Annotated in this window: 25 protein-coding genes; 14 read left to right on the forward strand and 11 right to left on the reverse strand. The window is 37.9% G+C overall.

Annotated features, from left to right (window positions below; translation table 11 throughout):
- From FZ949_RS04455 to fliL, 3 genes are all read right to left on the reverse strand, one after another.
- Window positions 1–355: hypothetical protein (locus FZ949_RS04455; RefSeq protein WP_187424710.1), on the reverse strand; the 355-nt coding region annotated here is incomplete at its 3' end.
- Between the two features lie 144 nt (window positions 356–499).
- Window positions 500–844 (reverse strand): holo-ACP synthase, encoded by a 345-nt coding sequence (gene acpS / locus FZ949_RS04460; RefSeq protein ID WP_103579895.1) that lies wholly within the window; start codon window positions 842–844, stop codon window positions 500–502.
- Window positions 841–1,377 (reverse strand): flagellar basal body-associated protein FliL, encoded by a 537-nt coding sequence (gene fliL, locus FZ949_RS04465; protein WP_103579894.1) that lies wholly within the window; start codon window positions 1,375–1,377, stop codon window positions 841–843. The genes acpS and fliL overlap by 4 nt, the downstream gene beginning before the upstream one ends.
- Before the next feature lie 58 nt (window positions 1,378–1,435).
- Between fliL and ybaK the strand changes: the two genes are divergently transcribed.
- The gene (gene ybaK / locus FZ949_RS04470) at window positions 1,436–1,918 is read left to right on the forward strand and encodes a Cys-tRNA(Pro) deacylase (protein ID WP_103579893.1); all 483 of its coding nucleotides are present in this window, start codon (window positions 1,436–1,438) and stop codon (window positions 1,916–1,918) included.
- Here the strand turns inward: ybaK and FZ949_RS04475 are convergent.
- On the reverse strand, window positions 1,907–2,893 hold the full coding sequence (locus tag FZ949_RS04475; RefSeq protein ID WP_148790177.1) for an SAM-dependent methyltransferase: 987 nt from the start codon (window positions 2,891–2,893) through the stop codon (window positions 1,907–1,909). The two genes, ybaK and FZ949_RS04475, sit on opposite strands and share 12 nt — an antisense overlap.
- Window positions 2,890–3,498: a trimeric intracellular cation channel family protein gene (locus FZ949_RS04480; RefSeq protein WP_054196787.1), complete on the reverse strand. Its 609-nt coding sequence runs from the start codon at window positions 3,496–3,498 to the stop codon at window positions 2,890–2,892. Before FZ949_RS04480 ends, FZ949_RS04475 begins: the two co-directional genes overlap by 4 nt.
- Before the next feature lie 117 nt (window positions 3,499–3,615).
- Between FZ949_RS04480 and FZ949_RS04485 the strand changes: the two genes are divergently transcribed.
- Window positions 3,616–4,278 carry a lipid-binding SYLF domain-containing protein gene (locus FZ949_RS04485; RefSeq protein ID WP_103579891.1) on the forward strand — a complete coding sequence of 221 codons (663 nt, stop codon included), beginning with the start codon at window positions 3,616–3,618 and terminating at the stop codon, window positions 4,276–4,278.
- An 88-nt stretch (window positions 4,279–4,366) separates the two neighbouring features.
- Here the strand turns inward: FZ949_RS04485 and FZ949_RS04490 are convergent, their stop codons facing one another.
- The gene (locus FZ949_RS04490) at window positions 4,367–4,576 is read right to left on the reverse strand and encodes a hypothetical protein (protein ID WP_002942234.1); all 210 of its coding nucleotides are present in this window, start codon (window positions 4,574–4,576) and stop codon (window positions 4,367–4,369) included.
- Window positions 4,577–4,726: 150 nt separating this feature from the next.
- On the opposite strand from FZ949_RS04490, the gene FZ949_RS04495 reads away from it, so the two are divergent.
- The 10 genes from FZ949_RS04495 to modD all read left to right on the forward strand — a co-directional run bounded on the left by FZ949_RS04495 (window position 4,727) and on the right by modD (window position 11,875).
- Window positions 4,727–5,173, forward strand: a complete 447-nt coding sequence (locus FZ949_RS04495) for a Fur family transcriptional regulator (RefSeq protein WP_103579890.1) — start codon at window positions 4,727–4,729, stop codon at window positions 5,171–5,173.
- Window positions 5,174–5,274: 101 nt separating this feature from the next.
- Window positions 5,275–5,598 (forward strand): HMA2 domain-containing protein, encoded by a 324-nt coding sequence (locus FZ949_RS04500; RefSeq protein WP_021091233.1) that lies wholly within the window; start codon window positions 5,275–5,277, stop codon window positions 5,596–5,598.
- Window positions 5,599–5,715: 117 nt separating this feature from the next.
- Window positions 5,716–6,240: a ferritin-like domain-containing protein gene (locus FZ949_RS04505; protein WP_262367781.1), complete on the forward strand. Its 525-nt coding sequence runs from the start codon at window positions 5,716–5,718 to the stop codon at window positions 6,238–6,240.
- A gap of 31 nt (window positions 6,241–6,271) precedes the next feature.
- Window positions 6,272–6,583, forward strand: a complete 312-nt coding sequence (locus FZ949_RS04510) for a hypothetical protein (protein WP_223154746.1) — start codon at window positions 6,272–6,274, stop codon at window positions 6,581–6,583.
- 9 nt (window positions 6,584–6,592) lie between these two features.
- Window positions 6,593–6,907: a magnetosome protein MamC family protein gene (locus FZ949_RS04515; RefSeq protein WP_103579887.1), complete on the forward strand. Its 315-nt coding sequence runs from the start codon at window positions 6,593–6,595 to the stop codon at window positions 6,905–6,907.
- Window positions 6,907–7,230, forward strand: coding sequence for an oxidoreductase (locus FZ949_RS04520; protein WP_087577962.1), 324 nt, complete (start codon window positions 6,907–6,909; stop codon window positions 7,228–7,230). The genes FZ949_RS04515 and FZ949_RS04520 overlap by 1 nt, the downstream gene beginning before the upstream one ends.
- Window positions 7,214–9,289: a heavy metal translocating P-type ATPase gene (locus tag FZ949_RS04525; protein ID WP_103579886.1), complete on the forward strand. Its 2,076-nt coding sequence runs from the start codon at window positions 7,214–7,216 to the stop codon at window positions 9,287–9,289. Before FZ949_RS04520 ends, FZ949_RS04525 begins: the two co-directional genes overlap by 17 nt.
- A 14-nt stretch (window positions 9,290–9,303) precedes the next feature.
- Window positions 9,304–10,767, forward strand: a complete 1,464-nt coding sequence (locus tag FZ949_RS04530) for an alanine/glycine:cation symporter family protein (RefSeq protein WP_234401501.1) — start codon at window positions 9,304–9,306, stop codon at window positions 10,765–10,767.
- 12 nt (window positions 10,768–10,779) lie between these two features.
- A complete protein-coding gene (locus FZ949_RS04535; RefSeq protein WP_087585279.1) occupies window positions 10,780–11,040 on the forward strand; it encodes a helicase in 261 nt (86 codons plus the stop codon).
- A 1-nt stretch (window position 11,041) separates the two neighbouring features.
- Window positions 11,042–11,875, forward strand: coding sequence for a ModD protein (gene modD / locus FZ949_RS04540; RefSeq protein WP_103579885.1), 834 nt, complete (start codon window positions 11,042–11,044; stop codon window positions 11,873–11,875).
- Window positions 11,876–12,232: 357 nt separating this feature from the next.
- On the opposite strand, the gene FZ949_RS04545 is transcribed toward modD, so the two are convergent.
- From FZ949_RS04545 to abc-f, 5 genes are all read right to left on the reverse strand, one after another.
- Window positions 12,233–14,173 carry a BCCT family transporter gene (locus FZ949_RS04545; RefSeq protein ID WP_148790178.1) on the reverse strand — a complete coding sequence of 647 codons (1,941 nt, stop codon included), beginning with the start codon at window positions 14,171–14,173 and terminating at the stop codon, window positions 12,233–12,235.
- Between the two features lie 126 nt (window positions 14,174–14,299).
- Entirely contained in the window at window positions 14,300–15,745 is a 1,446-nt protein-coding gene (locus FZ949_RS04550; RefSeq protein ID WP_148790179.1) for a DKNYY domain-containing protein, read from the reverse strand.
- Window positions 15,742–17,256, reverse strand: coding sequence for a DKNYY domain-containing protein (locus tag FZ949_RS04555; RefSeq protein ID WP_103579882.1), 1,515 nt, complete (start codon window positions 17,254–17,256; stop codon window positions 15,742–15,744). The genes FZ949_RS04550 and FZ949_RS04555 overlap by 4 nt, the downstream gene beginning before the upstream one ends.
- Window positions 17,257–17,329: 73 nt before the next feature.
- Window positions 17,330–17,764: a hypothetical protein gene (locus FZ949_RS04560; protein WP_103579881.1), complete on the reverse strand. Its 435-nt coding sequence runs from the start codon at window positions 17,762–17,764 to the stop codon at window positions 17,330–17,332.
- A 1-nt stretch (window position 17,765) separates the two neighbouring features.
- Window positions 17,766–19,697, reverse strand: coding sequence for a ribosomal protection-like ABC-F family protein (gene abc-f, locus FZ949_RS04565; protein ID WP_103579880.1), 1,932 nt, complete (start codon window positions 19,695–19,697; stop codon window positions 17,766–17,768).
- A gap of 102 nt (window positions 19,698–19,799) precedes the next feature.
- Here abc-f and FZ949_RS04570 point away from each other — a divergent pair, with 102 nt between their 5' ends.
- Both FZ949_RS04570 and FZ949_RS04575 read left to right on the forward strand, forming a co-directional pair.
- Window positions 19,800–21,119 carry an MATE family efflux transporter gene (locus FZ949_RS04570; RefSeq protein WP_148790180.1) on the forward strand — a complete coding sequence of 440 codons (1,320 nt, stop codon included), beginning with the start codon at window positions 19,800–19,802 and terminating at the stop codon, window positions 21,117–21,119.
- Window positions 21,095–21,757: a M48 family metallopeptidase gene (locus tag FZ949_RS04575; RefSeq protein ID WP_180998586.1), complete on the forward strand. Its 663-nt coding sequence runs from the start codon at window positions 21,095–21,097 to the stop codon at window positions 21,755–21,757. Before FZ949_RS04570 ends, FZ949_RS04575 begins: the two co-directional genes overlap by 25 nt.
- Window positions 21,758–21,813 lie beyond the last annotated feature (56 nt).

Genomic DNA, 21,813 nt, shown 5'->3' on the forward strand with positions numbered 1-21,813 from the left:
GTTTTGCTTGCTGACCTTGTATATACTCTACAAACAAACCCTTGCTTTCATTTATGAAATTTTTAAGATCTGATAGCTGCTCGCTTGTAAAATCAGGATCATAGCCTCTAAGCTTTCCTATGATAGTGACTTTTGCTTCATCGCCTTTTGTAAAGCCAGATAGTGGATATATGTGTCTATCGTAAGCCGCAGCTTGAGCTTTTCTATCAAGCCTTGCGTATTTAGGAAAGCTCATACCATATCCCATATCGTTACTAAGTATCTCATTTATATCGTTAAATTTAAATCCCATCTCTCTTGCTATGTTTTCTCTTGAGAGATAGTTAGTAGTTGGGAGGTTATTAGAAATTCGCATTTTACTATCCTTAGTTTCTTTAGCTCCATTCAATCTTAATTAAAGATATCGTCTTTTCTTTAAAAAATTTTATAAAAATACGTTTTTTAAATTTATCAGAAGTAGTTAAAAGATATTAAAAAGCTTTGTAAAAATGCATAAATTTTAGACAATTATCACTGCAGCTACGGCAAATCCGCCGTCGTGAGTTATGCTAAGGCTTGCTTCTTTGATATTAAAATTTGTATAAATTCTTGGGCTAAATTTTATCTTTGGTGCATTTTTTGCGTCTTTGCTAAGCTCAATATCCAAAAAACTACACTCTTTGCCAATACCCACACCAAGGGCTTTGCTAGCTGCTTCTTTGGCCGCCCAAAACCCAGCCAAAGTCGCATCATTTTTTGCTAGCGCGATCTCGTCATCACTAAGAAATTTTTTTAAAAAAAGCTCGCCATAACGAGCTTTAAGTCTAGAAATTCTATCTATTTTAATGATATCAATACCTATCATTGCACCACAAAATCAGTAAAAAATATGTTTTTGATGTAGCCATCATTTAGCACTTCATTTAGCTTACCCATGATCTCGTCTTTTAGCCTATCTTTGCCTTTTGCAGTGCTTACTTCTTCGTAAGTTTTTGATGAAAGTGTTCTGATAATAATATCTCTTAAAAGTGCCTTTTTCTTATCAAGCTCAGGAGTTAGCAACTCATCGCTTTGCTCCATATCGATCTTTGTTTTAAGAAATCTTGAGCCATTTTCACTAAGCAAATTTACAATAAACTGATCAAGCGGATATATCGGCCCCATATTTGAATAGTCGTTGCTACCATGCTTTGCTTTATTTTGAGCTGGCATGGACTGCGTTTGAGTCTGAGCTGGTGCTTGCATCATGTTTGCCTCTTTTGGCTCGTCAGAACCAAGCATCAAAAACGCGACTAGCCCTCCAATAACTAGTAGCAAAACAAATATTGCAATGATAATTATCATTAATGCACCATTGCCACCTTTTTTTGCTTTTTTCTCTTCAACTTCTTCAGCCATCTTTCCTCCTTTAAGTTTTGGCTATAATTATACAAAAAATTCGCAAAAATGAGAAAAAATGATACATAAGACAAATGCTGCTAGAGCTTTAGATAAGCTAAAAATTAATTATGAAATTTTAGAGTATGAAGTTGATTTAAACGATCTTTCAGCCCTCCACGTAGCAGCTAGCACTAAGCAAGATATAAAGCAAATTTACAAAACTATTGTTTGTGAGTGTGAGCCTAAAAATTTCGTTGTTGTTTGCTTGCAAGGCGATCTGGAGCTTGATCTAAAAGCACTTGCTCACGCGTGTGGCGCCAAACGATGTGAACTTATAAATTTAAAAGACTTAGAAAAGATCACTGGCTACATCAGGGGTGGCTGCTCACCGCTTGCTATGAAAAAACACTTTGCAACATTTATCGATGAACGCGCAAAAGAGCAAGAGTATGTGCTAGTAAGTGCTGGAGTGAGAGGCAAACAGATAAAAATAGCACCAAATGATCTTTTAAAGGCTTGTGAGGCAAGTTTTGCCAATATTGCTAGGCTAGCTCTTTAAAAACTCTATAAATTTAAACTTCTCACCTAAAAACTCGGGCGAGAGTAGAAATTTTGCCTGTTTAGCTGCATTTTCATAGGCTTGCTTGCTACCTTTTTCAAGTACTAAAGATAAAATTTCATCCACACCAAAATCACAAACTAAAGCTTCATTTTGTTTTTTAAATTTAAGCATCTCAAAGCCAGCCTCACTAAAAGCATACTCAACTTGTTTAAAGCAAAGACTATATGTTAGATCCGATTTTTTAAAGTATGACGCGAGGTTTGAAATTTCAAATAAAGAAAATACTTGATGGTTTTTAAAAACTCTTAGGCTAAACTCATTTTTTGGCTCAAATTCGCCGTAGTCAAAGCTTAAAAATCTAACCTTTTTTGCTGCATTTGTAAGCTGGACTGCAAATTTAGCGTAGCTAGTTGATATCTCACCTTTTGTTATGCCAAATTTCTTTGCAAGTGCTAGCAAATTTTGATCTGCTTTTTGCCAGTGAAATTTTAGATCACTATCCACAAAAAGCATATTTTGCCCATCTATAACCTCGCAATTAAATGCGTCAAGTAGCTCATTTGAGATGACGAAAATTTCATCAAATGCGTACTTGTCTAAATTTTTATAGTGTTTTATTTTGATATCATCGCCAAAGCGTTTTGCAAAAGTCTCAAGCTGCTTTTTCCTTAAATTTTTGTGAGGCTCAATGATAATAAACTCTAAATTTTTTAAGATCTCTGGCTCAAGCGTAAAAATTCCTTGCGCAAAATCAGCTAGCATTTCACCTGAGTTTGCACCGATCTCCATGACCTTGCAAGAGCTAGAAATTTCGCCGTTTTTAAGCAGTTTTAAAAAATAGTTTGCAAGGCAAGCGCCAAAGAGATATCCAACACTTACATTTGTGTAAAAATCGCCCTTTTTGCCGATATCTACGCCAAATTTATAGTAGTTTTCATTGACCCAGATATTAAAAAACTCGCTAAATTTCATAGATCAGGTAGCTTCCAGCCTCTGTAAAACGCAAACATCCTAACTGTAATGCCAGCAGCAAGCAAGAGCATGGTAAAAAATATATTGGTAAGGCCTAGATGATATAGCACAAAGTAAGCAAGCCCCACGCCAAGGCTTATCGTACCGTAAAGTCCGGTGCGCAAAAACCATGGAATTTCGTTTAGCAAAATATCTCTTAAGATACCGCCGCCAACTCCGTTAAAAAAGGCGATCATCATCACACCAAAGATGTTGTAGTTGTACTCAATAGCAACCATTGCTCCAACGATCGAAAAACAAATAACATCGATCGCATCGGCGAAAATAAATACAAATTTTCGCTCCAAACCTTCTCTTTTTATATGTAAATTTGCCACTCTTGAAACAATCAACATAAAAATGACAACGCTTACTGGCATGTAGTGTGTAAATGAATAAACTGCCCTACCAACAAGCATATCACGCATGATACCGCCACCAAGTGCGGTCAAAAATGCAGACAAAAAGACTCCAAGCCAGTCGCACTCCTTTTTTACTGCAAATAAAAACCCGCTAAGTGCAGCTGATGCGATACCGACGTATTCGACAAAAAGTATTAAACTCATATTTTTTCCTTAAAAAGTCGCATTTTATAATGAACTCTCATAAAAAATCATTAATAATATTTTTACCATTAGTTTATTTTAGGCTATAATAACGAAAAATTTAAGGAAGGAATTTTAATGAAAAGACTATTGATCATATTTCTTGCTGGTTTATTTTTCACGCCATGCTTAAATGCTGATGTGATCCAAAATCAAAAGCTAAAAAATGCAATAAATATTTTAAATGCTTTTGGTGCAAGAAATTTAAAGCCAAACACTAAATTTGAAGGCGTAAAAGCGATCGCCATAATCCCTGATGTGACAAAAGCAGGCGCTGTTGTAACTGGCTCAACAGGTAAAGGCGTATTTATCGCTAAAAACGATGATGGTGAATGGTCAAGCCCATTTTTTGTAAATTACACATCTGGAAGCATAGGCTTGCAGCTTGGTTACAGCTCAGCTGACATGATCATCTTATTTAAAAATTCAGAAGCTTATGCAAATTTATTTAATGCAAAAGATACGATCAGCCTAAAAGCAGAAGCAACTGGTGGCGTTGGTAACGAAGTAGCTATCACAAGTGATTTGCCTGAAATTTCAGCATTTGCTGAGGAGCGTGGCAAAACAAGTGGTGCTTTTGTAGGCGTTAGTCTAGATGTGGCAAGACTTAAAATAAATATACAAGATACAAATGATTACTATGAGAGAATGTATGATTTTGAAAATATCTACAACAATAGCCCAAAAGCTAGTAAATACACACTAAAATTTAAAGAAATAATCTCAAAATACTTCTTATAGCTCAAATTTCTTGGCTCATTAAGTGAGTCAAGAGCTCTTTTTTTACTTTTTTTGATTAATTTTATAGAAGTTATGGCTTAGCTTTTTGCTAAACCATAAATAGTGAAACGAAGCGTTTTTTAGGGATTGGAGAAAATTGAGTCATATACTCAAACGCTTCTTCATAATCGCCATCTGTATATTGTGCAACTTGTTCGATAAGCTCATAAAGCTCCTCATCATCCATAGAATCAAAACTGCCTCTATTTTCTAAAACCTCTAACAAAACGGCGTCTAATTCAAGCTCGTCGTAAGTCATTTTATTCCTTAATTTTGATTTAAAAAATGCGACACTATACCAAAACAATCTTATAAAATACTTTACTTGAAATTCGTAAGAAATTTTATACTTTTTTTATAAGTAAAGTTGTAAAATCCTTATATTCATTATCATTTTAGTTAGGTTTTTGTGGATAATTGTGAACTATTTTATAAGCATTTTAAAGAGTTTTTGGAAGCCTTTGGGCAAAAAAGCTCAGAGTTAAAAGAACAAATTTTGCACGTACTTTTCATTAGCAACTCTCATCTAAGTGCCCAAGAAATTTCTTCAGAAATTTACAAAATCCACAAGAATGAAATTTCAATGACATCAATTTACTCGTTTTTAAATTTTCTCGAAATGCATCATCTTGCAAACTGCTTTGAAGAAAATGGAGTAAAGAAATTTGAGTTAAATTTAAAATCCTCGCACGATCATTTAATATGTGAAATTTGTGAAAAGATAGTTGATTTTGAAGATGAGATGATAGAGCAAAGACAAGAGCAAATTTGCAAAGAAAAAAATTTTAGTGAACAGTCGCATACAATGATACTTTATGGTATTTGCAGTGATTGCCAAGAAAAAAATGGAAATTAAATTTTATCATTTCATTTTACTTTTTGATAATGAAAAACAAAAAAATTTCAGATTTATTTAAGCTGTAAAATAGATAATACGCAATTAAAAAAAGGATGAAAATGGATATAAAAACACAAACTTTAGCACAAGTTGCAAGCTATTTTTCAATGATAGCTCACACAAACGGCAGATTAAGAGTAAGAGTTAGCCCAAAGATAAAAGAGCTAAGCAGTAGCGTAAATTTAGCTAGCTTAGATGATGTGATAGCTCAGATAAATGGTATAAAAAATGTAAAATTTAACAAGCTAATCGGCTCTGTAACGATCGAATACGATCATGAAATTTTTCCAAAAAACCTTTGGGAAGATCTTTTAAAAGGGCAAAATTTAGAAGAGATTTCAACTAGAGTAAATGAAGTTGCAAAAGAAGTGAAATATGCTTAATGAACTTTTAAACGCATCATATACCAGCGAAAAAACGCACTTAGCTTATATGAAAATTTAGCTTCATTTGGTGATGTCTTTAACGAGATCGCAAATATCAGAAAAAATGCAATCATCTTGATAGAAAAATTTGCGAGCACACATGATTATGAGCTTGCTTGCGAAAATGAAGCTATATTTTTGCCAGCAAAAAATAAAGAAGATGCGCTAATACAAGCTTTAAACTACGAGCTAGAGCTAAATAAAATGTATGAAAAATTTTGTGAAAGCTTAGATGATGAAGAGCTAAAAGATCTATTTTTTAGACTTTGGGCTACTTCAAATAACGAATATATCACCTCTTTAAAGCAACGCTTGAAAGAAATTTATAGTGGCTGTGAAATAAAAAATGAGCTAAATTTAAAAGAAATTTCACAAAATTTTGAGCAAAATGGCATAACAAATATTTTAGAAAACTATCAAAACGACTTTAATGAGATAACTAAAAGCTTGCAAAATATCGCAAGTGGCAAGGCTGATAAAAGCGAGTTAGCAAAGATAACCAATAATCCAAATTTCTCGTTTTTTAGTGGACTTGCGCTTGGGGCATTAGGCATTTCAGTAGTTAGTAAAAATTTTAATAAGGATGAAGAAAATGAATAACTTACAAAATCAAACAAAGAAAGGATTTAAAATGGCATTACCATTTTTAGCAGGTTTAGCAGTAGGCGGTTTAGCAATAGCTGCTTGGAATAAGAGAGATAAGATCAAAGAGTACGCCCAAGATGGCTTTGATAAAGGCAAAGAGGCTGCAAAAGATCTTTACAAAAAAGGTAAAAGTGTTGCAAAAGATGCAAAAGACTTTATAGTAAAAGAAGAGAAAAAAGTAAAACGTGGTGCTAAAAAAGTAGAAAAAGAGGCTGAAAAAGTGGTAAAGAAAACAAGAAAACCACGCGCTAAAAAGCCAGCTGCTCCAAAAGCTATCACACCAAACGATATAGCTTAAGGATAGAGAATGCAAGAAAATAGTCTTTTTACACTTTCAAGCACAAGGCTTCCATTTGATCACTTCATCAGTGGTGCTTTAATCGCTGGCATGGGTGCAGCTGCACTTGGCTTTAGCGACTATCTAAATAATAGAGCAACTAAAAAAGATGTCGCTAAAAAGATAGCGAAATACGCTGTAACAGGTGGTTTCGTAGGTGCTGTTGGCATTCATGCTTCAAATTTAATAGCACAAAAAAAATATCTAAATGCAGCAGCTTTTACAGCAGCTGGCATTGGCGGTCTTTTGATAGTAGAAAAACTAATAAAATTGGAGAGTAAATAATGAATAACCCTTACATCAATGAAGAAAACGTAGCAAGTGAAACTGCGGCTAACAATGCAGCAGCTACTCAGCCAAGCGCAATCGATAATGCAATAAACAATGCAGCTCAAAATTTACCATTTGTACCTGAAAATTTTAATGCTGCTGGCTTTGTAAAAGGTCTAGTTTTAGGTGGTATCGCAGCTTATGTACTAACTAATCCAAAAGCGCAAGAGTGCGTATTTAAAGCGATTATTAAAGGTGGCGAGCTTATAAATGCTGGCATAGAAGAACTAAAAGAGCGTTTTGAAGATGTCAAAGCAGAACTTGACTCACAAAAATAAGATCACTCTAGCTCACAAGAGTAAAAATAGAGCGAGGTTTATTTGCGAGAGCCTAAACGCTAGAAGCGACGTCAGCGCTATCGAGGCTGCGATCTCAGAGCGAACTGATGCACTAAGTGTTCGTGTAAATAAATACGCAAAAAGCATTATCGTTGAATACAATAAAAACTACGATAAAATTTTAAACTTTATAAAGAGCTACGAATTCCCAACAAAGGCAAAAGATCCAAATTTACCAAGCAAGGCAAATATCTATAAGGCTGCTGCTGCACTTGGTATAACTCCATTTATGAGCAATAAAACTCTAAAATCAGCCGTGACTCTTTATGCCACAGCACCAAATTTAATAGAAGGTGCAAAGGAGCTAAGGCATGAGGGCATCACTTCAAAAGTGCTTGAGGCAACTGCCATTGGTACTAGCCTAGCAATGGGCGATCATTTAGCAGCAAATAGCACAAATTTGATGATAAATATCGGTGAATATATGGAAGAAAGTGCTAGTCATAGAAGTGATGATCTCATCAAAGAGTTAGCAAAACCAAATATCGAAGAAGTCTGGGTCGAGAGAAATTTAAATGGTGAAAAGACGCTTGAAAAAGTAAAAACCGAAAATTTAAAAAAGGGCGACATCGTAGTAGTCGGAGCTGGTGAGACGATAGGCGTTGATGGTTATATCGTTGAAGGTAACGCCGATGTAAATCAAGTCTCAATGACCGGAGAGGCTGAACCTATACCAAAAGCTAGAGGCGACCGTGTTATAAGTGGCACCGTGGTTGATGAAGGCAGGATAAAAATTTGGGCTGAAAATGTAGGTAGTGATACAGCAACAGCTAGGATCAAAGAGTACATACAAACTTCACTCAATGAAAAATCAGCCATTGGTGTAAAAGCATTAAAACTAGCTGATAAACTTGTACCTGTTACGCTCTCACTTGCTGGACTTTCATACATTATAAATAAAAATATGAATAGTGTTGCTAGCGTACTTCAAGCGGACTACTCTTGCGCATTAAAGCTTGCTACACCAGTTGCTTTTAAATCGAGCATCTCAAAAGCAGGCAGAAACGGCATTCTTGTAAAAGGTGCAAAGGCGATTGAAGCTCTAAGCTCAGTTGATACTTTTGTATTTGACAAGACCGGTACTCTGACACATGGGCGCCTAAGCGTAGTTGAAATTTACTCATTTAAAGAGGGCTTTTCTCAAAATGATATATTAAATTTAACTGCAAGTGCCGAGGAGCACTACTTTCATCCAGTAGCTGAAGCAATAGTTGAAGCTGCAAACAAGCGTGGTTTCCACCATATTCATCACGATGAAGTTGAATTTATTGTAGCTCACGGCGTAAAAACTGCGATGCACGGCAAAGAGGTAGTTATAGGCAGTAGACACTTTTTAGAAGATGACGAGATGATAAGCTTTAAGGCTCATGAAGCTTTAATAAGCAAAGCATTAAATAGCGGTTTAACCTTACTCTACGTAGGATATGATAAAGAGCTAGTCGGAGTCATTGCTATGAAAGATGATATGAGAGAAAACGCAAAAGATATGGTTAAAAAGCTAAGAAGCCTTGGCGTAAAAGAGGTTGTCATGCTAAGTGGTGACATCAAAAGCAAGGCTGAAGAAGTAGCACGTGAGCTTGGACTTGATAGGGTCTATGCAGAGTGCTTACCAACAGATAAAGCAGCTATTATCGAAGAGCTAAAGAGTGAGGGCAAAAAAGTAGCCTTTGTGGGAGATGGCATAAATGATGCTCCAAGCCTAACTAAGGCAAATGTGGGTATAAGTATGCACAAAGGTGCTGATATAGCTAAAGCGACGGCTGATATAAGCCTTTTAAAAGATGATATCATGAGCGTAGCTCTCGTAAAAGAGCTTGCAAATAAAACAATGGATTTAATTAGCTCAAATTTCCGCTCAACCGTTGGCGTAAATACAGCTATACTAAGTGCTGCGACACTTGGCATGTTAAATCCAATAGCAACTGCCATGCTTCATAATGGCACAACGATTTGGCTTTTATTAAATTCGATGAAGGGCGTAAAATTCAAGTCAAAATAAATTTGAAAGGGTAGATGGTGCTTGATAGTTTCTTAAATTTTTTAAACGGCAAAATGGACGTAGCCAACGACTTTTTATATGGATATTTTTTAGTCATTATTCTTGTGGCTACGGGAATTTATTTTAGTTATTTGACTCGTTTTGTGCAGTTTAGGATGTTTTTTGAGGCTTGCAGAGTCTTAGTAGAAAAAAAAGACAAGTACAATAAGCACCATTTAACGCCATTTCAAGCACTTATGATCTCGACTGCTTCGCGCGTTGGCATAGGCAATATCGCTGGAATTTCAGCTGCCATCGTCGCGGGCGGTCCTGGTGCTCTTTTTTGGATGTGCTTGATGGCATTTTTAGGATCAGCTTCAGCTTTTATAGAGAGCACACTAGCACAAATTTATAAGACAAAAGACGTTTTTGGATTTAAAGGCGGTCCAGCTTATTACATCAAAAATGGTCTTGGCATAAAATGGCTGGCTTCTCTTTTTGCGGTGATTCTCATCATCACCTACGCATACGGCTTTAACGGCCTTCAAAGCTACACCATGACATCAGCTTTTGAAATTTACTACGACAAAGCTGGTAGCAACGTTAGCTTTGCACAAAGTGGCTTGCCTGTTGGTATCGGTCTTATTCTTACAGCATTTGCGGCGGTTATGTTTTTTAGCAAAAGCCACATCATCGGCAAAGTAAGCTCATACATCGTGCCTTTCATGGCACTTGCCTACATATCGCTAGCACTTATTGCTATCGTTTTAAATTTCAAAGAAATTCCTGATGTTGTTAAGATGATTTTAGAAAATGCCTTTGATTTTAAAGCGATATTTGGCGGATTTGCCGGTAGCGTGATCGTAATAGGCATCAAAAGAGGCCTTTTTTCAAACGAAGCTGGCATGGGTTCAGCTCCAAATGCAGCAGCCGCAGCACATACTAGCCACCCAGTAAAACAAGGCCTAGTTCAAGCAATGGCAGTCTTTATAGACATGACTATATGTATCGCTTCTGGTATGATCGTGCTATTTTCACAGGCATATCTTACGAAGCAAACTGGCTCAAGTGGCGAGGTGCTAACAGCACTTCCTCTCGTTCAAGCTGCAATGAAAGAGTATTTTGGCGAATTTGGAGTTCATTTTACCACTCTTGCAGTCGTACTTTTTGCCATCACTTCGCTTATTGGCAACTACTACTACGCTCAGGCAAATATGAAATTTTTAACCAAAAACCACAAGCTTACATTGCTATTTAAGATAACGGCCGTCGCTATGATATTTATTGGCGCTCAAATGAATTTAAAGCTAGCTTGGAATATCGCTGATATCACAATGGCTGCAATGGCAACTATTAACATTATCGCTATATTCTTACTTTCAAAAGTAGTGATAATAGCAGTCAAAGATTACGAAGCTCAAAGAAAAGCTGGGCAAAATCCAGAATTTGACCCAGAAAGTCTTGGCATCAAAAATACAAGTTGCTGGAATAAAAACTAAATGGAGAAGAATTTGAAAAACGAAACAAAAATAAGTGGCAAACTACTTGATATAAACACTCATAGACAAGTATCAAAAGTCGGTATGGGCATCACTTTAGCCTCAGTTTGCTTAAGCGCCCTTTTTATGAAAAGAAATAAAAGCATTAAGAAATTTCACGTTGCTTCAGGCATTGCATTTACTTGTTTTGCCCTTTATCATGCTGGGCTTTATGACAATGGAATCTTTAAAAAAATGATAATAAAAGCAAAAAATGAGGTAAAAAAGGCATAAAATGATACTTAGCGACGTAGAAATTTTAAGCTATATAAACGAAGATATACCTTACTTTGATCTTACTACGTCGCTTCAAAATATCGATAAAAAAGCCTCACTTGAGATTTATTCACGTGATGAAATTTGTGTTAGCTGCGTTGATGTAGCCGCAAGTGTTGCGAGGCTACTTGGGTGCGAGAGTAAAATTTTTGTGCAAAATTCTCAAATTTGCAAAGCTGGCGATGTGATCATAAAAATTTATGGAACCTATGAAAATGTACATAAGGCTTGGAAACTAACTCAAGTCGCACTAGAATATGCCAGCGCCATCGCAACTTATACAAACAAAATGGCAAATACTGCAAAGAGTGTCAATGAAAAATGTGAAATTTTAGCAACCAGAAAGAGTTTTCCATTTGCTAAGAAATTTTGCGTAAAAGCCGTACTTGAAGGCGGTGGTGGCATCCATAGGCTTGGACTTAGCGATAGTATTTTATTTTTTAAAAACCACATGAAAGCCTACGGTAGCTTTGATAAATTTTTATCGCATTTGCCAGAGTTTAAAGCAAAAATGGCTGAGCGAAAAGTATGCATTGAAGCTGAAAATTTAGACGAAGTAAGCAAGCTTTTAAAAGCAAATTGCGACGTCGTGCAGTGCGATAAATTTAGTCCAGAGCTCATCGAAAATGTACTCTCTTTAAGAGATGAGATTTCGCCAAATACCATTATCCTAGCAGCCGGTGGTATAAATTTATCAAATGCAAAAGATTACGCAAATGCCGATGCGATAGTAACATCAGCGATGTATTCAAAAGGCGTTGCTGATATCAGCACCAGACTTGAGATTTTATAAATCTTTACAATGACCGATACAGCAAAACATCTATCAAAGTTAAAAATTTACAGAAAATGCATTTTGGCTCTGGAATTTGAACGATACGCAACAAAAAATTAACATTTTTTATTTCAAATTTATCTCATAGCTACAAGCAAAAATACAAACTAATAAAGTTAAATTTTCTAATTTGTTTTCTCTAAAAAATAAGGACACTCATATCTTGCTTTACACCACGTGCATAAAACTCAATCAAATTTTAAAATTTACAAACAAGTATATCACGCTTTTAAATTCAGTAACAAACGATAACGAGTGAGTAAAATTTAGAATTTGCCTAGAAATTTTCAAATTCTAGGCAAATTTCACTCAAATTTACTCTCTCACGACGTGTAAAAACTGCATGTGTTTGCGGTATTGCTCGATGACGTCGTTTATCAGCGTAGCTTCGCTCCAGCCAAGCACGTCGTAGTCTTGACCGCCCTCTTTTAGATAGACCTCGGCCCTGTAGTAAAGATCGTCGCCGTCAAGCTCTCTGGTGTAGTCTGGACTATGGCTCTTAGTGAGATAGACGCCATATCTAAAGTCCATCTCGTCGCCAAGTCCGACATTTAAATTTACAAAATTTTCGCCATTTGTGACCTTTGCTTCAAGGCCGTTTTTAGCAAATTCCTCTTTTAGCTCATTAAAAGCTTTTAGCACGACTTCGTTTAAAAATTTCTTGCCATCTTTCTTGCCTGGCAGCGTGATGATCGCACTTAGACGTTCTTGCCACGGCTTTGAAAGATCACTAATAGGCATGTTGCTAAAGTTATTTGTCTCTTTTTTGGTTAGATCCACACGTAACGCCTTAAATAGCCCGTAAATGGCGCCAAGTAGCACTATGGAAAATGGCAGCGCAGTCGTGATCGTAAGTGCCTGAAGTGAACCAAGACCGCCAGCTAGCATCAAAAATGCCGCCACAACGCCCACTGTAACGCCCCAAAAGACCTTTTGCCAAACCGGCGTATCGTCCTTGCCGTTTGAGCAAAGCATATTCATAACGATCGCCGCAGAGTCTGCAGAAGTCACGAAAAATATGACGATCATAAAGACTGCGATCACGCTTAGCACACCTGAGAAGCTAAATTTTTCTAAAAACATAAAAAGTGCTGAGGCTGAGTCGGAATTTACAGTCGTTGCTAGCTCGCTAAAGCCATTTTGAACAAGCGCAATCGCTGAGTTACCAAAAAAGCTCATCCAAGCAAAGGTAAAGCCAGTTGGCACGAGAAGCACGCCGATCACAAATTCTCTGATCGTTCTGCCTTTTGAAATTTTAGCTATAAAAAGCCCCACAAACGGCGACCAAGATAGCCACCAAGCCCAGTATAGCAGCGTCCAGCCGCCAAGCCAGCTCTCGTTTTGCCTCTCGTAGGCGTAGAGGTTAAATGTATTTGAGATGAGCGTAGAGATGTAGTCGCCGCTGTTTTGCACAAACGACTTTAGAAGCTGCGTCGTATCGCCCAAAAATAGTATCAAAAACATAAAACATATAGCTAGCGCGATATTTGCGTTTGACAAGATTTTGATGCCCTTATCGACACCACTTGCCGCTGAGATAGTAGCTGCAAAACAAAGCACTATTAGAAGCGTGATGTGCATGGTTGGCAGGCCAAAAACGTGCGTAAGGCCAGCATTTACCTGAAGCACGCCGTATCCTAGCGATGTCGCCACGCCAAAAAGGGTCGCCACGACGGCAAATGTATCGATGGCGCTACCTATCTTGCCATAAATTTTATCTCCGATGATCGGATAAAACGCCGATCTAAGCGTTAGTGGCAAGCCGTGTCTATACGAGAAAAAGGCTAGAATTAGCGCTACGATAGCATAAACTGACCATGCGCTCATGCCCCAGTGAAAAAATGTGATATTCAACGCAAGCTTTTGCGCTGCGATAGTTTGCGCGTCGCCAACTGGTGGGTTTAGATAGTGCATGAGCGGCTCGGCCACACCAAAAAATACTAGACCTATGCCCATGCCAGCGGCAAAAAGCATAGAAAACCACGAAATATTTTTGTGCTCTGGCTTTACGTGATCAGCTCCTAGCTTGATCTCGCCAAGCTTACTAAAGCCAAGAATGATGACGCTTAGCAGTATGACGGCGACGGCCAGGATGTAAAACCAGCCAAATTTGGCCGCGATGTAGTTTTGCATGCCTTTAAAAAACTCATTTGAGAAATTTGGAAATATCGCTGCAAATGCTGTTATTAAAACTATGACAACAAGCGATGGGATAAATACCGAGTTGTTAAATTTTGATCTTTGAAATTTAAACATTTTTCTCCTTTTTGTAAATTTCAGCTTCCTTCCAAACTAACAAAAAAGAGTAAATAGGTCAAATTTACTACTTAAATTTTTTATGAAATTTTAAGCTTTAGCCACCAAAAATAGCTACTTTGAAATTTATCTCAAGTCGCTTTTATCTCTCTTTAGTTTTGCAAGAGTTATTAGCACTATGACGACAAAAGCGATGCCAAATGTGATATACAAAATGATCTTTGGCGAGTCATACTCTATCCTCGATCTTGCGACCTCTTCGCCGCTTGTCTCCACTAGCTCGCCACGCTTTATCATACCGCTGATATCTTTTGCGCTAAGCTCTTTAGACGCTCTTGTTAAAATTTCTATGACACCAGGATCCGCCACCTCATAAACGCTATGCTTTATGCCATAAAATGGCTTTATCTTGCTAAAAAAATAGACCTTCTTGCCATTTGCATAAACTGCGCCATACTCGCCATCTTTTACCAGCCCTATCTCACGCCAAGAGAAGCTTGGGGCAAATTTATATAAAGAGACCGTTTGCGCCTCTAAGTGCCTGCCGTGCTTTGAGCGCCGCCACTCTTCGCCCTGCTGTAAAAAATACGCCAAGCTCTCATCTACAAAAATGTCAGCATAGAGCCTTTTTAGCTCGCCTTTTAGCTGGTAGTCTGAAATTTTAGCCTGCTCGTTTTTCGTGCTATCCCAAAAGTAAATTCCATCTTTGCTGGCAAAAAGAGGCCAAAACGAGTGCACGTTATCCACGCTATAAATGGCGCTATAAGGCATATTTTGAGCGCTAAATTTACGCTCATTTGCAAACGCCGCCCCACTTTTTGGCTCAAAAAGATATTCTATGTCATGCTTAGCATCGTAGCATATCCGGCGCGTCTCATCTGAGTAGCTTGCATCAAGCCTATAAAAGCCCATAAATAGGCTTTTGCCGTCTGTGTAATATCCGCTAGGAGCGCCGTTTTCTGCCGTGATGTATCTTGGCTCACTAGGATCTGCGTCAAGCTTTTCGCCCTTGTAGTAAAGCGTGTCACCATCTCTTGCAAAGCCAGCGTCAAATATAGGCTCTAAATTTGTGCTTTCAACCAGCTTTGTCCTATAAAAATATGAGCTATCATCGTAGCTTTTTATAAAGACGTGAGTGACGCTTTTCATAATGGCGATAAATTCGTTAAATCCCGCCTTTTTCTCGCTTCTAGAACTGCAATAATAGCTTATCTTGCCATCACTTATATAGCCATTGCCAAGCACTTTGGTGCTGTTTGGATCAAGATCAGGTAAAATTTCTCTAGCGCAATAGACACTGTTTTTATCAGCCGCCACATTTGAGTAATCATATGCGTGTTTTAGCTTTAAGACCCTAAAACTAGCCTCATCAACTCCTTTTAGCTCATACTTGCCACTGCCTGAAATTTGAACATAAATTTTACCCTCAGGCGAGCGGTAAAACTCGCTACTATCAATGTTTGCAAAGCCTCTTTGATACTCGCCCTCACGCCACAGATAAAGCATAGCCAAAACAAAAAATAGTGTCAAAATGACAAAAAGATAAAGTATCTTAGTCGCAATTTTTCTCATAATCTATAATCATCTACCCTTTTTTTAAGCTTGTTTGCTTGCTTTTTATTTTTAAAAATAGCGCCAACTACCGAGGCCACAAATGCAATGGCAAGAAATATCCAGTAGGCATATTTTTGCGAGTAATCATCAAAGTCGCTTATCGCATCGATCACCACCTCACCATCAGCTGGCGTCATAGCGCCTTGATCTACCATTTTTACTATCTCATCAAGTTTTAAATTCTTAACATTTGGGCCATAAGGACGAGTGAGAATTTCAACCACGCCAAGGTCGTTTATATCATAAACGCTGCTGTTAAAATGCCAGCCGTAGCCGACGTTATCAAAATAATATGTCTTATCTCCGTTTGCATAAACCGCTCCGTAGCCATCGTTTCTTACAAGCCCTATCTTTCGCCACTGCTCTTTTGTATCAAGCCTTACGATGCAAGTGTGGCGTGAGCTTAGGCTGTGATCATTTTTCGTGTTGTGCCAAATTTCATAGGTTTTTAGAAAATATGTCTTGCCATCACTTATCACCACATCACCATATAGCGGCGTTATCTCGCCTTTAAAAGGATCGTCTCCATCTCTTACAAACTCGCCCTCATCTATGCTGTTATACCACTGCCACTTTCGCTCCCAGTGATAGATACCGCCTTTGCCACGAAAAAGAGCATGATAGGAGTGCTCATCTTTTAGGTTAAAAAGTGGCTCGTATGGGGCAAATTGTGGGTCAAATTCGTGATCGTTTGCATAGACCATGCCAGAATTTGGCTCATAAAGATAGTGAATGCGCCATATCTCGCCGATATCACGCATTTGCGGGCTAAATTTGATCCCTAGTTTTGTGCTGTCATAATAGACATTTTCTCCGTCAGTCGTAAAATGCACGCTCTTTCTGCCAGATGCCTGCTCGATGTATCGCATTTTGCTGGCATTTGCGCCCTCTAGCTCTTTGCCCTCATGATAGACCTTTACTCCGTCGCTTGCATAGCCAAAGCCCAAGATCGCAGCTAAATTAGCGTTATCAACCTGTCTAAATTTATAGATATGAGTTTGCGCTTTTGGCGTATCAAACATTTTATGTGAGACGATGTCCCAAAACTCTTTAAGTGCGGATATTTCGAGGTTCGTCTCGCTTACGCTATCGCAAAAATATGTTATCTTGCCATCACCAAAATAGCCATTGCCAAGCGCTCTAACGCCATTTGGATCAAGCCCGCTCATCACGAGATTGCCACAATATACCGCCTCATCGCTAGAGCCAACGTTTCTGTTGTCGTATTTGCCGGTGTCAATGTATCTAAATTTGCTGGCCCTCACGCCTATTAGCTCAAATTTACCGCCACTTGGCACCATAGCATAGACTTTGTCATCTTTGACGTAAAAAAAGCTATTATTTAACTCTTTACTATCGCCAATGTCGTCATCTAAAATAGAAACTAACCCAAAGATAAAAAAGTAGGTAGCAAAAAATATCACAACAATAGCTATCACTACAGAGATTAGCGGATGTTTTTTTAGCATTTTAGCCCCATTTCAAACAAATTTAGCGACCTCATCAAGCCGCAAACCTTTCATATATTTAAATTTCAAAGTTCTATCCAAATATAAAATATCTAAATATCAAAAACTTAAGATATGCAAATTTACCCATCAAAAACAAAAAACAAGCGGCTGCTAATGTAATAGTAAGCCTAATAATATTAAATTCCAACGTAACCCCATAATAAATAAAAACTAACGCAATAAAGCAAAAATAAAAACAACCAAGCATGAAGATCAAATTTGTAATCCTTGCAAAAAACCCTGACTCTTCGCTGCTTTTTGCGATTAGCCTAATGGTCTCTATCTTATTTAAAAATCCAACCCTCTTATATTTTATCTGGACTAGATCGCCCACTTCATATTTATATATTTTAGGCGAAAATGTCTCACTAAACCTCATTTTATCAACGATAATGCTAAGGCTTACAACAGAATTTTGTCTAACAACTCTCGTATTTAGCGCGCTTATCCTACCGATCTTTTTCAAGCTACTCTAGCTCCTCGGCGATCTCAAGCACTTCAAAATACTCATTTTCTAGGCTTTCAAGCTCAGCTTTTGCACTTTCAAGCTCTTCATAAAGCTTAGTTAGTCCCACTTCTTGATAAATTTTTGGATCGCTAAGCCCCTCGTTTAGCTCGGTCACTCTTGCTTCAAGGGTTGAAATTTTATCTGGATATGTATTTAAAATTTGTGTTTGTTTGTAGCTTAGCTTTACGCCGGTTTTGCTCTTTTGTTTGGCTTCATTTTGGCTATTTGAGAGCTCTTTTTCAAATTTATCAAGCTCTTTTAGCTCATCTTCAAGCTCCAAATAGACGCTATACTCTTCATGCAAGACATTTATCTTTGAGCCCTCAAATGCCCAAAGTTTGTTTGCCATCTTATCGACAAAATATCTATCGTGGCTAACTAGCAAGATAGCTCCCTCAAAGCTTTGCAAGTAGTCCTCTAAGATGTTGATAGTTGCGATATCAAGGTCGTTTGTCGGCTCGTCAAGCACCAGCACATCGTAAGTTTTAGTAAAAAGCATCGCAAGTGCGACACGGTTTTTCTCGCCGCCACTTAAAACGCCTATCTTTTTATCTAAAAATTCCTTTGGAAAGAGGAAATTTTTAAGATAGCCATAGACGTGCATATTTCGCCCACGAATCAGCACGTGATCGCCGCCATTTGGACAAAATGTCTCTATTAGACTCTTGTCATCATCAAGGACATTTCTAGCTTGATCAAAGTAGCCAATACTTACCTCGCCTCTTTTTATCTCGCCGCTACTTGGCTTTTCAAGCCCTAGCAAAATTTTAAGCAGCGTGCTTTTACCGCTACCGTTTCGTCCGACTATGGCGATCCTCTCGCCCTGTAAGACCCTTGCGTCAAATTTTTCAAAAAGCACCTTGCCGTCTATACTTTTACTTAAATTTTTAAACTCAAAGAGCATTTTTTTGCGGTTTTGGCTCTGCGTTTGGTTGAAATTTTTACTCGCACGCTCCAGCTCAAGCCTCACGCGCCTTATCACACCTGGATTTTTCTTAGCCTCTTCGCGCATGGCGAGCACTCGCTCTTTTCTGCCTTCATTTCGTTTTAGTCTAGCTTTTACTCCGCGCCTTAGCCACTCCTCTTCAGCTTTTAGCTGCTTTAGTAGCGTTTCATGCGACTTTGCAAGGCTTGCTAAAATTTCCTCTTTTTTTGTTAGATAGTTTGCATATCCACCATCAAAGCTTCTAAGCCCAGCCTCCTCGACCTCAACGCACCTAGTTGCCAGCGCATCGATAAAATACCTATCGTGGCTTATAAAAACTATGCTTTGATTTGAGCCCTTTAGCATATCTTCAAGAAATTTGACCATGTAAACATCAAGGTGGTTTGTCGGCTCGTCAAGTAGCAAGACATCAGGCTTTTTAAGGATGAGAGCACCCAGTGCCACGCGTCTGATCTCGCCGCCACTTAGCGAGCAAATAGGCCTGTTTTCATACTCTTTTAGTTTAAATTCTTGCAAAATTCGCTCGATCTTGTGCTCGATATTCCAGCCATCCTTTGCCTCTATAAATTTTAAAAGTCTCTCTTGTTCTTTTAAAATTTCTTTGTTTTCAGGGTCATTTGCTAGCAAGACTCCACTTTTTTCATACTCACTTATCGCGTCAAATATCTCTTTTAGCTCGTTATTTAGCGCTTCTCTCACGCTAAACGTGGCGTTAAAGTTTGGATTTTGTGCCAGCATTTCGACACTTATTAGGTTTTGCACTATCCGTCTGCCGCTATCTGCTGCCACCTCACCAGAGATGATCTTCATCAGCGTGCTCTTACCGCTGCCATTTTTACCGATTATTGCGATCTTTTCATTTTCATTTATACTAAAATTTACACCATTTAAAATTTCATTTGCGCCGAATTTTTTACTTACGTCTATCAGGTCGATTAATGCCATTTTTCTCTCATTTTTAAATTTTTTGCGATTATATCAAAAGGGAGCTAAAACCTAATTTTGGCTATAATCGCCAAAATTTTTAAAATAATTAAGGAAAACTTAATGAATTTATCTATGAGAAAACTCGTAGTTCCGATATTTTTAGATATGTTTTTACACTTTATTACGCTCATCATCAACACCTACATGGTGGCAAAAGTGAGTGTGCATCTAGTTGGTGCAATGGGTGCTGGCAATCAAGTAATGGATCTTTTTATGACCATTTTTAACTTCCTAAGTATTGGCTGTTCAGTCGTCGTAGCTCAAGCACTGGGAGCTAAAAAGAACGATCTTGCTTCAAACGTCATACACGCAAGTATCACGTCAAATACGCTCTTTGGTATCTTCTCAGCTATCGTCATCTACGTCTTTGGCTATAACATCTTAAACTTACTAAATGTGCCAAAAGAGCTTATAAATGATAGCTTCTCATATCTTCACATCCTTGGCTTTGCCCTACTTTTTGACGGTATCGGCATGGTGCTAGCTGCAGTACTTCGTGTTTATAACCTAGCAACCGCTGTTATGCTAACTTCGGTTTTAATGAACGTAATTACGATTTTAGGCAATGCTATCTCCCTTTTTGGCTGGTTTAATCTACCAAATTTAGGCCTACAAGGAGTCGCTATCTCGACATTTGTGGGCAGGCTAATAGGCGTTTTTGTCCTACTTTACATGCTCACTCGCGTGGCAAAAGTTAAAATTTATTTTAAAAAGCTACTTGTCGTACCATTTGAAATTTTAAAGAAAATCCTCTCAATTGGCCTTCCAAGCGCAGGCGAAAATTTACTCTGGATGGCGCAATACATGGTCGCTTTTGGCTTTGTGGCAAGCATGGGCGAGGCTAGCCTTAGCGTGCAGACTATTTACTTTCAGATAACGCTTCTTATCTTGCTTTGTGGAGCAAGCATTAGCGTGGCAAACGAGGTCATTGTAGGACACTTAGTTGGAGCAAGCGAGTTTAACGAGGCCTACACAAGGACATTTAGAGCGCTAAGACTTGGAGTTTTTATAACGCTTGTAGTCGTGCTTATAGCTTATACACTAAAGTATCAAATCATGGACGCACTAAATTTAAATGAAAATTTACGTGCGATCATGCTACCGCTTTTTACACTTTCGATATTTCTTGAAGCGGGCAGAACCTTTAACATAGTCATCGTAAATGCCCTTCGTGCAAGCGGCGACGCAAAATTTCCACTAGCAACCGGGCTTATCTTTATGTGGGGGCTTTCGCTGCCACTTGGATATTTTTTAGGTATCTATCTTGGCTGGGGAATTATCGGCGTTTGGATAGGATTTTGTGCTGATGAGTGGCTAAGAGGCCTTGCAAATACGTGGCGTTGGAGAAGCAAAAAATGGCAAGAAAAACGCCTAGTTTAAAGCAAAAGAGCATAAATTTAGACTTTTATGGGCTAAGCGTTTTAATAAATTTTAAAACAAATGTAAAATCCATGCGTCTAAGAGTTGGCAAAGATGCTAAGATCACGCTATCTATGCCATTTTACAGCACACAAAAGATGGCTCTTAGCTTTCTTGAGATGCACAGAATTTGGATTGAAAATACTTACAAAAAAGCTCTTGCAAATTTACCAAAAGATGATGAAATAAAATTTCTTGGGCAAGTTTATAAGATAAAATTTGATGAAAATTTTAAAGAGCCATTTTTTGATGGCGAGTTTGTCTTTACTCCAAATTTAAAAAGCCTTGAGTGTTTTAAAAAAACAAGAGCAAAAGAGCTATTTTTAGAGCTTGTGAGCCATTTTCAGCCTTTTATAAATAAGCCAATCAAGCGCATCGTCATACGAAATAGCAAAACTCGCTGGGGCAGCTGCAATCACAAAAAAGGCTACATAAACTTAAGCCTAAGACTCATAGAAAAGCCACTCTCAGCCGTGCGCTACGTCGTTCTTCACGAGCTAACACACCTACTCTATCCGCATCATCAAAAAAGCTTTTACGATTTTATAGAAAAAATCATGCCTGATTATAGAAAGCAAGAGCAAATTTTAAAAGCGTAATGATTTTTCATCAAGTAAGTGTAAATTTAATATGATAAAATTGCGAGAAATTTTAT

It is taken from the genome of Campylobacter concisus, assembly GCF_902460545.1.
GTDB lineage: Bacteria > Campylobacterota > Campylobacteria > Campylobacterales > Campylobacteraceae > Campylobacter_A > Campylobacter_A concisus_AE.

Excerpts from the sequence above, each read along its gene's own strand:
- acpS (WP_103579895.1), bottom strand. The coding sequence starts at position 844 with ATGATAGGTATTGATATCATTAAAATAGATAGAATTTCTAGACTTAAA.
- fliL (WP_103579894.1), bottom strand. The coding sequence starts at position 1,377 with ATGGCTGAAGAAGTTGAAGAGAAAAAAGCAAAAAAAGGTGGCAATGGT.
- ybaK (WP_103579893.1), top strand. The coding sequence starts at position 1,436 with ATGATACATAAGACAAATGCTGCTAGAGCTTTAGATAAGCTAAAAATT.
- FZ949_RS04475 (WP_148790177.1), bottom strand. The coding sequence starts at position 2,893 with ATGAAATTTAGCGAGTTTTTTAATATCTGGGTCAATGAAAACTACTAT.
- FZ949_RS04480 (WP_054196787.1), bottom strand. The coding sequence starts at position 3,498 with ATGAGTTTAATACTTTTTGTCGAATACGTCGGTATCGCATCAGCTGCA.
- FZ949_RS04485 (WP_103579891.1), top strand. The coding sequence starts at position 3,616 with ATGAAAAGACTATTGATCATATTTCTTGCTGGTTTATTTTTCACGCCA.
- FZ949_RS04490 (WP_002942234.1), bottom strand. The coding sequence starts at position 4,576 with ATGACTTACGACGAGCTTGAATTAGACGCCGTTTTGTTAGAGGTTTTA.
- FZ949_RS04500 (WP_021091233.1), top strand. The coding sequence starts at position 5,275 with ATGGATATAAAAACACAAACTTTAGCACAAGTTGCAAGCTATTTTTCA.
- FZ949_RS04510 (WP_223154746.1), top strand. The coding sequence starts at position 6,272 with ATGGCATTACCATTTTTAGCAGGTTTAGCAGTAGGCGGTTTAGCAATA.
- FZ949_RS04515 (WP_103579887.1), top strand. The coding sequence starts at position 6,593 with ATGCAAGAAAATAGTCTTTTTACACTTTCAAGCACAAGGCTTCCATTT.
- FZ949_RS04520 (WP_087577962.1), top strand. The coding sequence starts at position 6,907 with ATGAATAACCCTTACATCAATGAAGAAAACGTAGCAAGTGAAACTGCG.
- FZ949_RS04530 (WP_234401501.1), top strand. The coding sequence starts at position 9,304 with ATGGTGCTTGATAGTTTCTTAAATTTTTTAAACGGCAAAATGGACGTA.
- modD (WP_103579885.1), top strand. The coding sequence starts at position 11,042 with ATGATACTTAGCGACGTAGAAATTTTAAGCTATATAAACGAAGATATA.
- FZ949_RS04545 (WP_148790178.1), bottom strand. The coding sequence starts at position 14,173 with ATGTTTAAATTTCAAAGATCAAAATTTAACAACTCGGTATTTATCCCA.
- FZ949_RS04550 (WP_148790179.1), bottom strand. The coding sequence starts at position 15,745 with ATGAGAAAAATTGCGACTAAGATACTTTATCTTTTTGTCATTTTGACA.
- FZ949_RS04555 (WP_103579882.1), bottom strand. The coding sequence starts at position 17,256 with ATGCTAAAAAAACATCCGCTAATCTCTGTAGTGATAGCTATTGTTGTG.
- abc-f (WP_103579880.1), bottom strand. The coding sequence starts at position 19,697 with ATGGCATTAATCGACCTGATAGACGTAAGTAAAAAATTCGGCGCAAAT.
- FZ949_RS04570 (WP_148790180.1), top strand. The coding sequence starts at position 19,800 with ATGAATTTATCTATGAGAAAACTCGTAGTTCCGATATTTTTAGATATG.
- FZ949_RS04575 (WP_180998586.1), top strand. The coding sequence starts at position 21,095 with ATGGCAAGAAAAACGCCTAGTTTAAAGCAAAAGAGCATAAATTTAGAC.